The organism is Desulfovibrio inopinatus DSM 10711, assembly GCF_000429305.1.
Taxonomy (GTDB): domain Bacteria; phylum Desulfobacterota; class Desulfovibrionia; order Desulfovibrionales; family Desulfovibrionaceae; genus Alteridesulfovibrio; species Alteridesulfovibrio inopinatus.
In genome coordinates, this window is sequence record NZ_KE386880.1 from 86718 (window position 1) to 104198 (window position 17481).

Sequence of the window (17481 nt, forward strand, 5' to 3'; positions counted from 1 at the left end):
TCTTGTTTTCGATATTCACGCCGGGTCGTTATGGTCCGGCGTTTTTGTTTCTTGTGAATCAAACAGATCTGCGATTGTTTCAGCAAAAGCAAAAGAACTCGTGAAGGCCGGGGAGATGGCGTTGAGTATATGGATGTCTCCATCATGCTCTTCGACAAGAAAGTCCATAACCAGTTCATTCGTTTGCACATTGACGAGCTGAGGACGGATTCCAACCTTGGAGCTCGGGGCTATATCGGTTGGGTTGAGGTGTTTGACGAGTTTGGAAGCGTCCTTGAAAAATTGGGAGAACATGTATTTACGCGGTTCGGTCAATGCGATGGTGCGAAATTTTGCATTGCGGGTGAATAGGACGACATCACGCCAGGCAAAGCGGAAGGCTTCGGCATCAAGTCCGCCGAAGAGGCTGTAGTTTTCTCTTCCCAATGCCGGAATGGCAGTGGGCCCGATATGCACCTCGCCGGCCACGCTTTTGGTGAAATGCACGCCGAGGAATGGGTTGCGTATGTCCGGTACAGGGTAGATGCTTCCTCGAATCATGCCGCGCCGCTCAGGAACAAGTTGACGGTACAAGCCTTTGAACGGAACAAGTTGGTAGGCATGGCCAAGTCCGAATGCTTGCGCGACGACGTCGCTATAAGCACCTGATGCATTAATAAAGCGCCGATATCGTAAAGGTCCAGACGTGGTCAAAGCAAGACCGGGACGTATGGGACGGACAAATGCAGTCTCGAAAAGAATGCGGGCTCGACCATCTGCCGTGATATCCTTCACAAGGTGTTGCACAATACGTTTTGGATTGATGACAGCCGTTTCAGGGGAGTGGATTGCTTTCTCAACAGTGGCCGCGGCCGGTTCGATTTCGGCTAATTCCTTGGTATCGATCAACGAAACTGCCGCACCGATGGTGCGAGCGCGGTCGTAAAGTGCAAGAAGACGCTCATGTTCGTCATGGCTGGAGGCAACGATGACTTTTCCCGACTGCTCGAGTGGTAAGCCTTTTTCACGACAATATTCACGCATCATCCGGTTGCCGCGTAGGCAGGTTTGCGCTTTTGTTGAACCGGGAGCGTAATAAATACCCGCGTGGAGTACTCCGCTATTGCGACCCGAAGCATGTTTTCCTACATCGGTTTCCTTTTCGAGCAAGACGATGTTTTCATATCCGCGCCGCAACAGTTCTCGTGCGATGGAGAGGCCAACAATGCCGGCGCCACTTATAAGAATTTCTGCATGTTCCATTTCCGTTCTCCCTGAAGAATTCGTTATCAAGCAACAGGATCAAGTGCGTCGAGGAGTTGACGAACACGACGAATGACCGGGGGATAAATAAGCATAAATGTATGACTGACGGGGGCGGTAGCCTCAATAACCCAGCCAGAGTCTCGAGGAATAAGATTTTTTCCCGGAACAACCATGTTATCAATGCAGGAATAGAGGCACATCTTGGGGATATTCGGGAGGGGGTGCTGTTCCAGTTTTTTGATGAGTGCCCCGTCAGGTGCAATGGAGCGTCCGAGATGACCGGTTGCCAGGTGGGCTAAAATACTACCGCGGTGTGGTGTCCCCAAAGTCACAATGCCGGCAACGGCATGCGCTTGCTGCGAGGTGGTCAAATATCGGCGAATGACGAGTCCACCGAGGCTATGCCCGACAAGAATGACATGTTTTTGCTCTGTCTCCTTCAGAGCAGTTTCAATTGTATCCTCAAGTCTGGAGCAGATGGTGTCGATATTCTGGAAAAATGAGGGATAGGTGAGCGCAAACGTGGGCCTTCGGCCGATTGTACCTATGCGAAATCGAAACGCAAACCAGGCTGCCGAAGAATGATAAAGCCCGTGGACAAATACAACGGGCACTCCGCTGAGTTTCCTGCCTTTGATTGTACGGAGACGCCACGGGAGATACCCGAAGGGGACACTGAAGAAGGCGACCGTATGACCGATGAAGCACGTGACCATGGCAACCGTCAAAATACCCGATACGTGAGCGATTCCACGAAATCCTTGCGGAGTATCGTCGGGAGAGCGCGTCAGCAAGTCGGCAAAAAGAAACATGGTGCTTGTTAACGTAACAAAACACGCGAGTAAAAGGATGAGCCAAAATACGGTGAAGACCATAGTCGACTCCTTATCGTTATGGAAAAACAACATGAAACTACGGTGTTACCGGGAAATTGGCAATGCTTGGATGTTGGAGAGTTGGGCTGGGTAAGGCAAGAAAAATTTTTTTTAAATAATTTGAAAAAAGTTTGTTGACAGCGGGGGGGCATCTGCGTAGAAGGTCTTTCTCACGAGGCGGGCGGATAGCTCAGCTGGGAGAGCATCGGCCTTACAAGCCGAGGGTCACAGGTTCGAGCCCTGTTCCGCCTACCAGTGAAAAGATAGCGGGGTCGTAGTTAAGTCGGTTATAACGCCGGCCTGTCACGCCGGAGGGCGCGAGTTCGAGTCTCGTCGGCCCCGCCATTGACAACACAAGGTCTCGTGACCTATTATATTTCAAAAGTTCACCCCCAAAAAGGATTGGGCTTTTGGATTCCCACAGATAGCGGGGTCGTAGTTAAGTCGGTTATAACGCCGGCCTGTCACGCCGGAGGGCGCGAGTTCGAGTCTCGTCGGCCCCGCCACTGTTCATTCCCAGGCAAAAAGCCTGTTTATTCGTTCAAGGGACTAACGCAAGTTGGTCCCTTTCTTATTTGTGGCGTCTCCAGTTCTGGCTCCCTTCTTTGAAGTAGACCCGGTCTATATCAAAGACGGGGCAGGACTGGAGAATTGCTTTTCCGACATGGTTGTTGTCACGCTATCCGAACAGTACTTTTCCCTCTAGTCTGTAATTCTCAAAGTTTCGAAACCCGTATGTTCCTTTGAGGTCGGCTGTCTGCCGAGGCTGGGCCAATACTCGATATTATCCATCTCAAAACGTCAAGACGAAAGGCTTGCGCAATTCAACCGATTTGTCTTTGGCATACACGTATAGTTGCGGTGTTTGAGCGCTTGGCATCTTTTTTCCAATCGCAGAAATGAACTCATTGTAGTTTCCTGAAAACGTACCTTTCGCCCATGTCTGAAGCAAAGATTCCGTGAATATTCCTTGGGATACACCATCTGCTGCAGTCTGGTTCTCAGATGATCCAGCGAGGACGATCAAATTTGCCTTGATTTCAGGCATATTCGGAGGGCGACGAAAAACAGCGGAATAGGACAAATCTTGCACTACAATAATAGTCACCCCAGCCTGAAAACGAGCGAAGCGTTGATATATCTCCTGAGCAAGAATTTGTTTTTCGAAGAGTACCCAAGCCTCTTCAAGCTTGTCATGCTCATAATTGGTTAAGTCTGGAAGTTGGCTACCATGACCTGATATTGTCACCAGACATGTGTGAGCGCTGTGTTGTCCGTCACCCAGTGGACCACGTAGCTCCTGATACCGCACACGACGAGCAGCAAGCCGTTTGATATGAGGCTCTTCAAACGGCTTGACCTGCTTTGCACCCGCAACCAGGTGCGATTGTCTGAGAGGGGACCAACTTTGCGACTTTGGCCAAGAACTCGTTCGATATGCGGCGTACTTCTGGAGTTTTGTCCAATAGTTAGGTTTCTTTGACAGCACAATCTTCAACTTCTTAACAGGACATGTGTTCTAGAATTTAATTGCTGCGTCGAGTCATTGCCATACCCAGGCCGGCCAAGACCATGAATCCTCCTGCGGTCCGCAACATCGGCCGAGACAGTTTTTCGTTTTGCAGCATATCTCGTGCGCTTCCTGCGGCAATGGCCCAAAGGGACGTAATGATAAACGTTATAAGAAGAAAAGTCGGAATAATTATAGAAAGTTGTAAACCCAAAGAATGCGAAGGATGAATAAATTGTGGTAAGAAGGCCGCAATAAAGACGAGGCTTTTGGGGTTGAGAACAGTAACAATCACTCCTTGCACGAATACATTCATTGTCTGAGGTGCAGCATTAACGTTGGGATGGGTGTCTGATGATCGCCATTGTTTGATGCCAAGGTAAACAAGATATCCTGCGCCTATCCAGCGAGCCCATGTAAAGATTTCTGTTGCAAAATGAACAATTGAGGCCATTCCAATTGCTGTAAGAGCAAGTTGAATCGCAATACCAGCCGTAGCGCCAAGAACAGTGATGATCGCAGTCTTCCAACCAAAAGCGATGCTATGTGATATCGTCAACAATACACTTGGACCCGGCAAAGCAATCATAATCGTTGTTGCGACGACAAATGCGAAAAATATGTTCAATTCCATTTCTTTCAATGCCTCTTTTCAAGAGTGTCACGCTGTGAACGGGATAACGGGGAACGAACCGGCGCGGTTTCAACCATGAATAATACGAGAGAGGGATGGTATCAAAAGAAGTGGAAGCATATTTTGCACAAAAGCCGATTTTCTTGTTTCATCGGCTTGTCGAGGCGGAACTATTGTTTCCGGCTGTTGCGAGGCGAGTGCCCGAAATAGAAGGAAAATCGACGACTGAATGAGGACACGTCGCTATATCCCACCATTTCAGCTATAATGCTCAATGGATAATCTGTGTGCGCGAGGAGCGCTCTTGCTTTTTCCATTCGCAACTGTTGAAGGAATTGACCGGGTGTTTTCCCTGTCTGTTCCTTAAAAAGTTTTTTGAACTGACTCAAACTGAGCGCAGAAATTGAAGCAAGCTCTGCGACGCTCGTTGACGAGGAGATATTTTTTTCAAAATGTTCGATGACTTTTGCAATACGAAAATCAATGTTTGGTAAAAATATCGCATGATGGAGGAGTTGTTCGAATAATTCCCCGATAGAATGCTCCAAGACCGGGTTGAGACGGTCTTCCAATTGTTTTTCAACAAAATGGCAGTACATTTGTAATGGCACAGGCACACTGACAATAAGAGAAGGTAAATTTTGTAGTGTCTTTGGAAGTTCCTCCAGATCCACAACGAGAAACCGGGATTGTTCATCCGGGATGCATTGGTGCAGGCAACCAGCCGGGAAGACGATACACTGACCAGGGCCAATTCGACCGTCACCATTGTCGGTAAAATTGTCAGCACCTCCTTGGAGAGCGATGACCAATTGATGGTATGGATGCGTATGGCAAAAACTGGCAGAAGAGAACGTGCGAATGGATAGCTTCATGCCTTGTTCCTCTATTATATTGCATGCCATGAGTTTTCTATATGGAATTCGTGTATGTAAACAAGAGGGCAATCCATGGTGCTGTCCATTTTCATGATGGACTGTGGTTCGCTTGCGAGACACGGAATGTGCCGATGACCTTCTTGAAAGAGAGGGCTTTCGTTGTGTCTTGACGACATCCGGTCAATGCTTACAATGCGCGTATTGATGGCCCTGTGTATCAACCTTTGAACTCAATTCAGAGTGAGCAAAGAAGGAGCAGTTGTCTCGGTTTACACACAATTCTCTTGCTGAAATAGAATTCGTCCTGCGCTGGCAGGACCATAATGACGAACATGAAGAATATTATTGTGCCCGGCGCGTCAATGCGTGGCGTGATATTTTTCCCCAAGCAGTGCGCGAAGGGCTGGAGGGGGCTGTTCAGGGTGATGTGCTCACGACGACACTATCGCCTCTGCAGACCGTGCCACCACATGATCCCAAGCGGCTTGCTGTTGTACCGACAAAATCCTTTCAGAAAAAGACCATCGCACATCGTCTGGTAACGCCTCGGATCGGGAGATTTTATCCCATGGGGATGCTGAGCAGTCTTTCCGATGTGTATCCCCAAACTGTGACTCCGTTTCGCCTGATTGCTATGGACGATAATACGATGACGGTGGATAGAAATCATCCCCTCGCTCCGTACGCTTTGTCTTTGGAAAGTCGCGTGGTACATGTTGAGGAAAAACAATCTGATACCGGCGGAGTCGTTCATCACTGGTTGGAAGAAATATGCAATTGGGGTCCGGGAATGCAAGCGTCTTTGCCGGGAATCCCCACGCAATTTGTTGATGAGCAATTTTTTACGCGAAGTGATGAAAATGCGGATAGCCAGTTTTATCGTGAACCGCGTATGATCGGGCATGTTGATGCACAGGCTTCAGCGAATCTCCTTCGTGCATATTCTACATATTTACAACCAGGATTGCGCGTTCTTGACTTGATGGCGAGTATGGAATCGCACTTGCCTCAAGGCATGGATTTGGAGGTTGTCGGCTTGGGATTGAATGCATCGGAGATGCAACACAACTCAAGGCTTGGAAGATCATTCGTTCATGATCTTAATCAAGACCCTATGGTTCCCGAAGCACTGGGTATGTTCGATGTGTCCGTTTGCAGTCTGTCCATAGAGTACCTTACCAATCCGCTGAGTGTGCTGCGGTCATTGCATGAGCACCTCAACCCTGGAGGGTGGGCGCTTATTGGGTTCTCCAATCGTTGGTTCCCGACCAAAGCCGTCGAAGGGTGGCTTGATTTACATGATTTCGAGCGCATGGGGTTCGTCCGTCAACTCTTGCATTTGGCAGGATTCAAAACAGCCGGAAAAACCATGAGTTTTCGCAATTACTCAAGGACGTTTGGCGACCCACACTTTTTTGAAACTAAAGGAGTGAGTGATCCGGTTTTTGTCGTAGCAGCTCAAAAATAAGTAGTCGAGTGCCATGCAGATGTACCGCTTTGCCACTTCCCCTGACCGCACGTTGGTTCATTCATCACGTGGGGCCAGGGGCGGTGGAGACCATGCTTCCTCTTTCACCATTACCCATAGTGAAGGAGGCTGACTTTTATTGCTCGTATCCGCTTCACGATGCAGGAAATCACCGCGCTGCATCAAACCGTTTGGTGTGAGGTGTTCACCCGGTTACGACCTTGTCGTTTCGCTTCGTAAAGAGCCTCGTCAGCAAACGAAACGATTTGTTCGGGAGCAATGTCTTCACATGGCAGCATTGAGGCCACACCGAAAGACAATGTGACGTGATCGGCAACCTTGGATTTCACATGTTCAAGGGCCATATCTGCTATTGTTTGTTCGATTCGTGTTGCAACCTTGACGGCGCCTTTGCTGTCAGTGTGTGGGAGAATAATTAAGAATTCTTCCCCACCATACCGTCCTGCCAAGTCATCGGGACGTTTAAGGCTCGTCGCAATGGCTTGAGCTACTTTTGTCAGGCTCTTGTCACCTTCCTGGTGGCCGTAATAGTCGTTGAAGAGCTTGAAATAATCAATGTCACACATGATGACGGACAAGGTCTTCTTTTCCCGTTTCAGCACCTGCCATTCATGGTGAAGTCGTTCATCCAACAATCGTCTGTTTGCTAAGCCGGTAAGCCCATCCTGTTTCGCCATGCGTTCAAGTTCATTATTGGCTCGCATAAGCTCGGCGGTGCGCTCCGTAACAACGATTTCCAACCGTTCTTTTGCTTTTCGTTCCGTTTTGATCAGTTCCAATTGAAACGCCATATTTTGTTTTTGCAACAGCTTCACCCTATGGGCCAATGCAAGGGAAAAAATGGTCAATTCCGCCATTGAACCAGGCAGGTAGGAATATCGGGTGACAATGTTGTATGGGATAAGGTCCATGAGAAGCAAAGCAAGGAGGATTATTCCTAGAAAGTACATACTCATACTGAGCAGGTAGTAACTTGACAATTCAATGTGTTTTGCTTGGGCGTAGATTCCAACATATATAAAAAAAATATATGATGGAAAAGCGATAAATGTGAGGTATTGATAGTAGGTGATGTCGATAAAGCTCGTAATTCCGGAAATCAAGCTGATAGCGGCGATAATGAGCAAGGTGGTGTCAATTTTGGGAAGATTCGTTTTTGTCTGAAGAAGTTCACGGCTAAATAGCGAGAGGAATACCAATACAAAATTTGTAATTGCGTTAAGACGGTAGTGATATGATTCATGTATTCCTGTATAGAGATCAAATCCACTGTACAGCATAACCCAAGCACCAAAGCACAATCCATGAAGTACGTAGTATGCATAGAGTTTTTCACGGAGGGAAAAAAACAGGAAGGTATTGTACATGAGTAAAGCAAAGACTGTTCCAAAATAAAAGAAATAGCATGCAGTTACCAGTTGCTCACGTTTCAAAAAAGCACTTGGCTCTTCAACAAAGCAGCCAATCGTCAGCATGCCGTAGTTTGAGTGCAATTTGATGTAGATGGTAATGGATTGGTGGGGTGCTATTCTAATGGTGAAGACGGGGTTTCGATTGTTAATCAAGCGTTCATTCAACGGTATAGCAAGTCCTGCCTGATCGTGATGCCAAGTATTTTTTGCACGGTAATAGAGGTCAACGTCATGAGCAAATGGTTCATCCAAGTGAATGACTCGAGCAATCTGTTTTTGGGAATTATTTGTTAAGGTGAAGCAAAACCAATAATTTGTATTTGTTGATTGAATATAGAATCGTGAAGATGTTAACTCGCCATGAATGCTTCCAGAAGCGACATCATCAATGGATAATTTCATTGTTTCATCTTTGATGACATAGAGATCGAAAGGGCCAAGCGATGTGTTTTCTTTTGAAACATCATATGATGGAATACTCAATCCATGCGATATGCCAGTGGAAATGAATAATGCAATGAAAAAAAATGATATTACAAATGAAATTTTATGGCGCATGCTTGTTTCATTGATTGGTAGTTGTCGAAAGGATTTTGTATTGAAATAAATATCATGTATGCCTGTGGAAAGAGAGGGCGTCAAACACGTAGCCGTCTCGACGGATTTATCTGTTTCATCAGGGAGTAGAACAACAGAGTCAGCATATACGAAAGATGTCCAGGTGTTAAGGTGTTGTCACTGGTATTGTTAGCCTTTTGTATATTGCTTTTCATTATGTTGTTGTACGCATTTTACCATATCGAAAATTTATTGTGTACCTGAGATGTCGCTATGTATATGACAATACATGCTGATAATATTGATCAAGAACATATATGTTGTGCCTTTTCGGATAAGAAATGCGCTGAAGGCTATCAACGAAAAAAAGACTGGCTCAAGCATGAATTTGCCAACGGCTATGTCTTCAAGCGGCTTGATAAACGGGCAAAGGTATTTATTGAATACGGACCGGCTGAACATGCGTGGGCTCCGATAACCGCTCCAGGGTATCTTTTTATAGGATGTTTTTGGGTTTCCGGAAAATATAAGAAGCAAGGGCATGGGAAAGCCTTGCTGAATGAAGCGATCAATGCAGCCAAGCATCTCAAGAAACATGGTCTCGTGACCGTTGCTGGAATCAAAAAGTTCCACTTTATGAGTGATACAAGGTGGTTGTTGCGGCAAGGTTTCGAGGTGGTAGAAGCTTTGCCGAATGGGTTTGGCCTTTTTACCCTCCGTTTGAAAACGAATGCATCCCCTGTCCACTTTAATGATTGTGCCCGAGTAGAACGACTTCAAAATACCCGCGGTTGTGTCGTATTTTATTCAAATCGTTGCCCATTTGTTGAGTATCATGTGAATACATCGCTTGTTTCATCATGCAAAAAAAGAGGGATTCCACTTGAGATTGTGAAGCTGAAAACACTGAAGGAAGCACAGTCTTCGCCGACACCGGCAACAATTTTCAGTCTGTATATAAACGGGAGATTCGTAACGACAGATGTGAGTGTTTGCATGGACAATCGGTTTGATCGCATACTCGCATGATACTGTGTCATAACATTTTTCGATGTCTTGATGATGCTTATTCGCATCTTTTTGAATGCATTGGATGTGGGGAACATCGCATTTTGAAAGAATGAAGGAGAGACGTATGCCAATCATGGCTGCGACAGCAGACGACTATCAGGAAATGATAGAGGTATGGGAAGCGTCGGTTCGAGCGACGCATGATTTTTTATCAGAAGAAGATATTCAATTTTTCAAGCCTCTGATTGCAAGTGATTTTTTCCCAGCTGTTGATCTGTATTGCACACGAGACGTTGCAGGCACAATGCAAGGCTTTCTTGGCGTGGCAGAGGGCAAAATAGAAATGTTGTTTCTTGCTCCGCGCTTCCAGGGAAAGGGATTGGGACGAGCTCTGATTCGTTTTGCGATTGAGGTGCTTGACACCACTGCCGTAGATGTGAACGAACAGAATCCTTCCGCAGTTGGATTTTACAAGCACATGGGATTTTTCGTTGTGTGCCGTTCACCTCTGGATGGGATGGGCAAGCCATTTCCGTTGCTGCACATGGAGCTTCGGCTTCGGGCAAAGTAGGGTAGCATTCAGGATCGTCACACTGAGAACGTCATTGTCATGACTCTATGTGTGGAGCTGAGAAAGATATGTCAAAACACTGTTCAGATCTCTTCCGTCGTTTACGGCTCATATCCAGCGTGACTGCAATCGGTTCAAAGGTTGAGCGGTGTTACTCGCGTGTTCTTTTTCGTTCTGTCGATGGTACATATCAATAATATTCTGCGTTTCCTGCAAGCGTTTCGCTGAACCGTCTTTGTTTTGTGAATACGTCTCACCCTCATGCTGATGGGAGACTTCAATGGGAGCCGTGCTTGTTGTGTCGGAAGAGGTGGAGGGGAGGCGTTCCGACGAAATAGACATATTATCAGCCATGGCAAGAAGCGTCGACTGCGTTTCCAGGGACTGTCCTCGCAGCCCCATTGTTCCATATATTCGGTTGGCGCGGTTCTGCTGAAGTGTGCTCGGATTGTCTGTGGAGGTTGTTTCCGCATGCTGTGGCATGGAAGAACGATCAGACTCGGCATTTTCTCTGTTATTATTTGATGTATCATCTGTATTATTGGGAAAGCGACGATTGTATTCAGCAACAATAGCGTATGGATTGTTGATGTATTGTTTTATGAAAGCAACATAATCATTTTCTTGAGAATGAATTCCGGAACTCCCAAATATACTTCTGATCTTGTCAGCAAGTTGTGGGTTTTCTTCAATAAGTTTTTCAATAAGTTCTCTTTGAGAAAGAGACTCTTCTTGAGTCGTTGTATTCTTGGCAAAATATTGTTGAGTCTGTAATTCAGCTTCGAAATTAACTGGTGTATCTTCAGAAGCTGTCCCAGAGATCTCTTTAATGTTTGAAAGGACATCGGAGAGCATTTGTCCGTCATTGGATAATCGCACAGTGTCACTCGACGTTGCCGTCGACACTCCATTGCGATCGGGCGATCTTCGTGATGAATTGATGGCGTATTGTGTATACGCACTATCGAATATTGAGGAAATCATGCCTGTCTCCAGTAGAAAATGTTCTTGCTGAATAAAAAGCAAAAAATATTCCATATGGAGCCACGCGAGCAGTGTGGACGTGATTTGTTCGTAGAGTGAGCCGCAAAGGCACTGATTGAGCGCCCTCTTCAGGGGGGGCTCAAAAAGAAAATGTTGCGTCTTTCGTTTTCACCACATGTATCAGAGGATTTCACATGGGATATCCTGGTATTTGTCAGGGAATTGACAGGTGGTGTAGATGAGCGTTGGTATAGTTTCGGGATACCCGGGAGGAGCTTGGGAGAGGGAGGGAAATCTTAAAGAAAATGTTCCTTATTCAAACTCGTTTTTGAGTGTGTCGGTGGGCATTGATCCACTCTTGATATAATGTCTGTAAAATACGATCGTTGTTGTCTTGAGACCAACGAAGAATATATTCCGCCTGTGCGTACAACTGGTCAGGAGATGATAATGCGTTCATGATTCCTTCCAGTCGTCTTTCTGCTTGCGTTATCCATGCCTCGTTGTGCGTTATTTCTGCTAATGATTTGAGGCGTTGAAATCTTTTGATGTTTGGAAAAAAAACTGCACCATAAAATATGGTTTGAGCTGCCTCCTCAAGGCGGTGTTGTGCTTGAAGCATTGCAGCAAGTACATCATACCCGTTTTCCCACAATGGATAGCTTTCGAGGGCGGAGCGTATTTCGTCTTCTGTGGTGAGTGTATCCAGGGTCTTGAATAGCGTTTCGTTTTCTTCACGCATCACCATTTCCAACCAAGGTGTCAACGTGCAGATAAATCCGTCGTCATACACAATCCGATGGAAGTCTGGTTTAAAACACCCGACGCACCGTGCGTTGAGGAGTTTCATGTTTTCACTATCAAAGCGGTTACGGCCAGGTGTCTTACTGGACCAATGATACACTTTACTCCTATTCTCCTGTACCAATCGTCCACCGGCTCTTCGCATTCTGCAACAGAGATCCATGTCTTCAAAACCGTTCGCATATTCAGGGAAGAAACCCTCCAGTTTTTTGAAAACTGTCGCTGGAACCATCAATGTCGCAGCACTCAAAGCCTGAAATTTTCGGTTTTTTTGTGTGACGACATGGTCTCCCGGAAAAAGAAAATATGGGTGACGCACACCGAGCGTTCCAGTGTAGCCGATCCCCATATGTTGAATGCGTCCATCATCCGGAAACAGACATAACGGGCTTGCAGCCATAACGGTGACATCATATCGAAAAAGATCAAAGAGGGGACTAAACCAGTTTTTTGTGAGCAGTGTATCATTATTGAGAAAAAAAAGAATTTCTCCTGCCGCTTTGCTTGCACCGAGATTACATGCAGGACCAAAATGTATATTTTCTTCAAGCCGAATGTAGGTGAATCGTTCGTCAAAAAGTTGCTTCCCAAGGTGCGGACATTCGGAAGGTGTTGAGTCCGATGATCCGTTATCAACCACGAGCACTTCATAGAAAGAGCCAGGGGTGTTTGCTTTGAGGCTTTTGAGACAATCGGCTGTGAAGTGCCAAAGATTGAGAACAGGGATGATGATTGAAAGATACGGCTTTTTCATTCTGGGTGCGTGTCCGGGCTTTTTAACGTTACTCAAGATAAAGGCGTGGCATACATTCCGGCGCGAGATGCGTGTATCGCAGGCAAGCGAAAGAAACATGCTGACGTTTGTGGGATATCATGAGAGCACGAAAAATTGCCTGAGAAAATGTTATATTAAGCCCACCTCTCCGTTTGCGACGGAAATTGGGCGTGATACACAGAAAGGTCGAAACAGTCGGCCTTTGTCAGAAAGGACTCCGCTTTTCCCGACATGTCAAAGGACTTCTGAATACATTGTTACTAAAACATCATATGATTGCAATTGGGTGGGCGTCAAGTCTGAGCGTGCAACTGCGCGCGCCACTCTTTAGGGGATAACCCGGTGATTTCTTTAAAAACACGACTAAAATAGCTGCTATTGTTAAAGCCGCTTTGTTGGGCCACCTCGGTGATGCTTATATCATGATGACGCATCAAATGCATTGAGCGTCGTACTTGCTCAAGGCGTTTGAGTTCCTGAAAACTGACACCATGGGATTTGAGGTCACGCTGGAGACTGCGTGTACTTGTATGGAGACGTTTGGCAAACTCCGTAATCGTAAGCAAAGAGAGTTCGTCAACGTCAGCAAATTGCGATTTAATATGGACCAAAAAGGCAAGCGCTTCATCTTCCTGAGGTGTTGCCGCATCGGCACCGGATGAACGATCAATCAACATGGTCTGGCGTGCACGCGCCAGGGCCCGCTGTCTATTGGTCACGAGTGCGACGATACGTCGTTGGAGTTCCTGAGGGCGAAAAGGTTTTCCGAGGCAGGAGTCGGCCATGGCGGCATAACCGAGTGCTTCAAGTCGTGAGGTATCCAGAGCACTCATAAGGATAACCGGGATGTGGGCGGCTTCAGAGGACGCCTTCAGTTCCTTCAGAATATCGAGTCCGCTTGGTCCGGTTGGTAACATTACATCGACAATGACGGCGGCGGGTTGTTCCTCAATAATTCGCTGTGCCGCATCTATGCCTGAATCCATTGCAATGATGCAGCTTTTCGAGAAAAGTTCTGAAATTTGTTCTCGGAGATCGTGATTGTCTTCGATCAGAAAGATTGTTGTGTTCTCAAGTATCGTCAAATCCAAAGGTGCACTGTCTGCCGTGGTGATCTCATGGCTTTCAGGAGCTGTGCTGAGAGGGAGAATGAGGGAGAAACGCATGCCTTTTTCCGGGCGTCGCGAGGCATGCAGGGTTCCACCATATCGCTCTGCGGTCTCCCGCGCAGAGGCCAACCCCACCCCAAAACCGGGCGTCTCGTTTTGACCTCGCGCCAACCATTCAAACATGCGGGGAATTTCACTGTCGGGTAAACCAGCTCCTTCGTCATCAACGGTAATATGGAGCATATCATCGAGCACCGTCGCGTTGACAGACACCATCCCTTTACCGCCATATTTAAAGGCATTGGAAATAATATTTCCCACAGCAGCAATAAGTCCGTCTCGATACATGGCAAGCCACACGCCTTTGGCGGGATGAAGCGCAACAGTAAAATGGCGTTTTTCAGTACTCGCTTGCAATTCAAATGGCTGTACCGCATCTTTTAAGGCGGGGTATGCTTCAAAGTATTCGGTGTTATGCGGAGCGTTTTGTGTAGACACTTCAAGGAGCGTGTTGATGAGACTGGTCAGGCGATCGGCGTAGCTTCTGGCAAGACGGATCGCAGCGGCCTTCCAATGCGTTGACAATAACGGTCAACGGTGTCCGAAGATCATGAGCCAGACTCCAAAATAAGCGCTCCCGTTCTGCTTTTTGCTGGTCTAAACGTTGGTTTTGGTCTGTGAGCTGGCGATTGGTATCCGCCAATTCCGCAGAGCGTCGAGTAACTTCGTCTTCGAGCCATGCCAGTCGTTGTCGTTGTCGATATTGACTCAACCAAAGAGCGCCTGCTGTGCACAGGATCAAAAACAGAGCGTAGCCGGCGTACGCTTGCCATGTTTTCCATGGTGGGGTGGCGACATTGAAGGCAACGGTACGTTCGGGGGTTGCCCATTGTCCATGACATTGTTGGGCTTTGATCTCAAAAGTGTATTGTCCTGGAGCCAGATCCGTAAAGGCGACATGGCCGTTTGGGGTTGTTCGCCAGGGGGTGTTCTTCCCATGGAGTCGATATTGATAGAAAATATTGTCCGGTGGTTCGAACGTCAGTGCCTCGCACTGGAATTCTATTGCTGGTTTTTGCCATGGTAAAGAGAGCATGGGGGGAGAGGAGCCGTATGTCAGCGATGTTTCTGCGGTAACAACCTGGATGAACAGAGACGGCGGCGTCGTGGGGTTTTGTGGACTTGGAACGTTGCGAGGCTGAAAGACAACGAAACCATTGACTCCACCAAAAACAAGTTGCTGGCCGGATAAACGTCCCCATGCATTGAAATTGAACTCATTATCCGGCAGACCATCACGCTTAAAATAATTGAATATGCTGAGATCGTTTGGATCAATTCGGACGAGGCCACGTATGGTGCTTGCCCAAATAAAATTTTCATCCGCAATGATCCCATAAATCGAGTTACTGGAGAGGCCGTCGTCCTCCCGCACGTTGCGTTCTATACCGGTTTCGGGATTCATAATAGATATACCGGCTTCGGTCCCCAGCCAGAGTCGTCCAGCTTTATCTTCCGCAATTGCGCGTACTCCTTCGCCCGCTAAGCTCGTTTGGGGAGACGTAGGGTCATGTTTCCAGACATCGAAACCGGACCCATCTGTACGAAGCCTGGCGAGACCATTGCTTGTTCCAACCCAAAGTTGATGATGGGAATCCAGATAAAGACCGCGAATACGGTTATGCGGCAAAGAAGATGGAGTATTCGGATCGTGTTGATATCGAATGATGTTACCGGTCTCAATGTCGTAGAAATACAACCCTTCCGATGTCCCTGCCCATATACCACGGGCGCGATCGTCCATGACGAGTAGGCGAATATCATCATTTTTCGGAGGCTGTGCTGTTGGGTAAAGTGTCTGCCAGGATGCAATGGATTGGGATTGCGGATCAAGGCGAACAAGACCTGTATGACGTACTGCGCACCAAAGAAATTGATTTTGTCGTGCAAGGGCACGCACATCGGCGTGCTTGAGCAACGTTGTCCATAGTTCATTTGTTGGTGAGTGAAGAAATGTATCGTTTTTCAAATCAAGGTGTGCAAGCCCTCGCTTGGTTCCAATCCATAACGTGTCCTGATCGTCTTCAACAAAACTCCATATCATCGGAGAAGGCAAAGAACGGTCTGCGGGCTGTAAAGGGTCATATCGAAAGGTCTTGAATACCTGGTCTTTTGAAAAGAAGGACAGGCCGTTGTCGTAGGTTCCGACAAAAACATATGGTCCAGTCCCCGCTGCAATCACGGTGACGGCATTGCTGGCAAGGCTTGTCGGGTTTGCTCGGCTATGCTGATAACTCGCCAGCACCCCCTGTCCAAGGTCGAGCAATTGGAGACCACCATTAAATGTGCCGACCCAAAGACGCCCGTCTCCGGCATCGGCGATAGCCATGACATCGGTGTCGGCTAACCCGTGGCTGGTCGGATCGATTTGATTGAAGGTCACGCTACCGTTTTCATCATGGATTGCAATAAGTCCGGCATGTTCACTCCCAGCAAAAACGCGGCCGGTTGAATCGGACATAATGGTATTGAACGTATTGTCGGTAAGACCAACATCTCCTTTGTCGAACCAGCGAACTGTTTTCGTCTTTATATCGAATCGAGCAAGTCCCTGTCCTTGGGTCGCGACCCACAGAATGTCTTCACTGCGCGCAATGCCTTTAACACGGTGATGAAATGGTTGGTTTTTATAGAGGAGCGGGATTTCATCGATATGTTTCGAATCAAAATGGAGGTATTGAAGACCCAAATTGGTTCCTAACCAAAGGCCAAATTCATCCGGCACGATTGCTCTGACATCACTATTCGAAAGGCGTTCTTCGGCAATACGCTCTATACGTTCTCCATCCGGAGCCACACGACTCAATCCACCTCCCAATGTGCCGACCCAAACGCCATTATCGGGGGTCTGGGCAAGGCAGGCAATATAATTATCAGCCAGAGACGCCGTATCGTGCAGTGATTTTTTGAAAACCCGGAGACGCTGCCCATCCAAACGGACTAAGCCGTCTTCCGTGCCGATCCAGAGTCTCCCGCTGGGTTCACGAAGAAGAGCGCGCACCGTTACTTGGGGCAAACCTGCGTCACTGCCAATGTGATGAAAACTATACGGTGTGGTCGCAAATGCTTGTCCTCCAAGAAGAACAAGGAACAAGGCGAAAACACTGGAGAGCAAGCACTGGGATGATTGGCGGATATTCACGAAGGGACAGGTCATATGCAACGAGCTTCGGAAGAGTGTTGACAAAAGAAAAGCGGCATTTTGTTTGGTAATAAACTGGTTGGAGGCATTCGAATGAATCCTGTGAAAAGAAGACGGAACGGGTTGGTGTATTGTGTGTGTTGGCATCATATTTTGGCGCCCAAATGTATTCTTTTGGCGTAAAATTTACATCATATTTATAATGATTGATGATAACATGAATTTAGTCGTCGTGTATGGAGTTATTAAAGTGAACAAGCTAGTTCTTGTGCCTTTATTTGGAATTGATGAAATTTTTTACAGTGATAAGTGTATTCTATTTTGTATATAGGGTTTTTCTTGTGTATGTTTCTTGGGGCAGGTGGTTTCATTGCAGAAATAGATATTTTGATTTGTTTGTGTTTGCTATGTATTATTTTTAATC

At 47.0% G+C, this 17481-nt stretch carries 13 protein-coding genes and 3 tRNA genes; 6 read left to right on the plus strand and 10 right to left on the minus strand.

Features of this window, described 5'->3' with window-relative positions; translation table 11 throughout:
- Window positions 1-15 precede the first annotated feature (15 nt).
- Both lhgO and G451_RS33310 read right to left on the minus strand, forming a co-directional pair.
- Complete coding sequence (lhgO, locus tag G451_RS31470; RefSeq protein WP_084448755.1) at window positions 16-1242, minus strand: L-2-hydroxyglutarate oxidase; 1227 nt, start codon at window positions 1240-1242, stop codon at window positions 16-18.
- 26 nt (window positions 1243-1268) lie between these two features.
- Window positions 1269-2120 carry an esterase/lipase family protein gene (locus G451_RS33310; protein WP_051261854.1) on the minus strand — a complete coding sequence of 284 codons (852 nt, stop codon included), beginning with the start codon at window positions 2118-2120 and terminating at the stop codon, window positions 1269-1271.
- A gap of 179 nt (window positions 2121-2299) precedes the next feature.
- Between G451_RS33310 and G451_RS0124060 the strand changes: the two genes are divergently transcribed.
- From G451_RS0124060 to G451_RS0124070, 3 genes are all read left to right on the plus strand, one after another.
- Window positions 2300-2375: transfer RNA gene (locus G451_RS0124060), tRNA-Val, on the plus strand.
- Window positions 2376-2388: 13 nt separating this feature from the next.
- A tRNA-Asp gene (locus G451_RS0124065) sits at window positions 2389-2465 on the plus strand.
- Window positions 2466-2549: 84 nt separating this feature from the next.
- A tRNA-Asp gene (locus tag G451_RS0124070) sits at window positions 2550-2626 on the plus strand.
- Window positions 2627-2913: 287 nt separating this feature from the next.
- Here the strand turns inward: G451_RS0124070 and G451_RS0124075 are convergent.
- The 3 genes from G451_RS0124075 to G451_RS0124085 form a co-directional block, all read right to left on the minus strand.
- A complete protein-coding gene (locus G451_RS0124075) occupies window positions 2914-3609 on the minus strand; it encodes a caspase family protein (RefSeq protein ID WP_027186235.1) in 696 nt (231 codons plus the stop codon).
- A 37-nt stretch (window positions 3610-3646) separates the two neighbouring features.
- Window positions 3647-4264, minus strand: a complete 618-nt coding sequence (locus G451_RS0124080; protein ID WP_027186236.1) for a LysE family translocator — start codon at window positions 4262-4264, stop codon at window positions 3647-3649.
- A gap of 170 nt (window positions 4265-4434) precedes the next feature.
- Window positions 4435-5139: an AraC family transcriptional regulator gene (locus G451_RS0124085; RefSeq protein WP_027186237.1), complete on the minus strand. Its 705-nt coding sequence runs from the start codon at window positions 5137-5139 to the stop codon at window positions 4435-4437.
- A 262-nt stretch (window positions 5140-5401) separates the two neighbouring features.
- On the opposite strand from G451_RS0124085, the gene G451_RS31480 reads away from it, so the two are divergent.
- On the plus strand, window positions 5402-6610 hold the full coding sequence (locus G451_RS31480; RefSeq protein WP_051261855.1) for a hypothetical protein: 1209 nt from the start codon (window positions 5402-5404) through the stop codon (window positions 6608-6610).
- 182 nt (window positions 6611-6792) lie between these two features.
- On the opposite strand, the gene G451_RS0124100 is transcribed toward G451_RS31480, so the two are convergent.
- Window positions 6793-8601 carry a diguanylate cyclase gene (locus G451_RS0124100; protein WP_027186238.1) on the minus strand — a complete coding sequence of 603 codons (1809 nt, stop codon included), beginning with the start codon at window positions 8599-8601 and terminating at the stop codon, window positions 6793-6795.
- A gap of 273 nt (window positions 8602-8874) precedes the next feature.
- Here G451_RS0124100 and G451_RS0124105 point away from each other — a divergent pair, with 273 nt between their 5' ends.
- Together G451_RS0124105 and G451_RS0124110 are read left to right on the plus strand one after the other, a co-directional pair.
- On the plus strand, window positions 8875-9630 hold the full coding sequence (locus G451_RS0124105; RefSeq protein ID WP_027186239.1) for a GNAT family N-acetyltransferase: 756 nt from the start codon (window positions 8875-8877) through the stop codon (window positions 9628-9630).
- A 106-nt stretch (window positions 9631-9736) separates the two neighbouring features.
- Window positions 9737-10183 (plus strand): GNAT family N-acetyltransferase, encoded by a 447-nt coding sequence (locus G451_RS0124110; protein ID WP_027186240.1) that lies wholly within the window; start codon window positions 9737-9739, stop codon window positions 10181-10183.
- 108 nt (window positions 10184-10291) lie between these two features.
- Here the strand turns inward: G451_RS0124110 and G451_RS0124115 are convergent, their stop codons facing one another.
- The 4 genes from G451_RS0124115 to G451_RS0124130 form a co-directional block, all read right to left on the minus strand.
- Window positions 10292-11167: a hypothetical protein gene (locus G451_RS0124115; protein ID WP_027186241.1), complete on the minus strand. Its 876-nt coding sequence runs from the start codon at window positions 11165-11167 to the stop codon at window positions 10292-10294.
- 316 nt (window positions 11168-11483) lie between these two features.
- A complete protein-coding gene (locus G451_RS0124120) occupies window positions 11484-12725 on the minus strand; it encodes a glycosyltransferase family 2 protein (protein ID WP_027186242.1) in 1242 nt (413 codons plus the stop codon).
- Between the two features lie 314 nt (window positions 12726-13039).
- Window positions 13040-14440, minus strand: coding sequence for a hybrid sensor histidine kinase/response regulator transcription factor (locus G451_RS0124125; protein ID WP_156921800.1), 1401 nt, complete (start codon window positions 14438-14440; stop codon window positions 13040-13042).
- Window positions 14355-17072, minus strand: a complete 2718-nt coding sequence (locus G451_RS0124130; protein WP_169727934.1) for a two-component regulator propeller domain-containing protein — start codon at window positions 17070-17072, stop codon at window positions 14355-14357. Before G451_RS0124130 ends, G451_RS0124125 begins: the two co-directional genes overlap by 86 nt.
- Window positions 17073-17481: the final 409 nt, after the last annotated feature.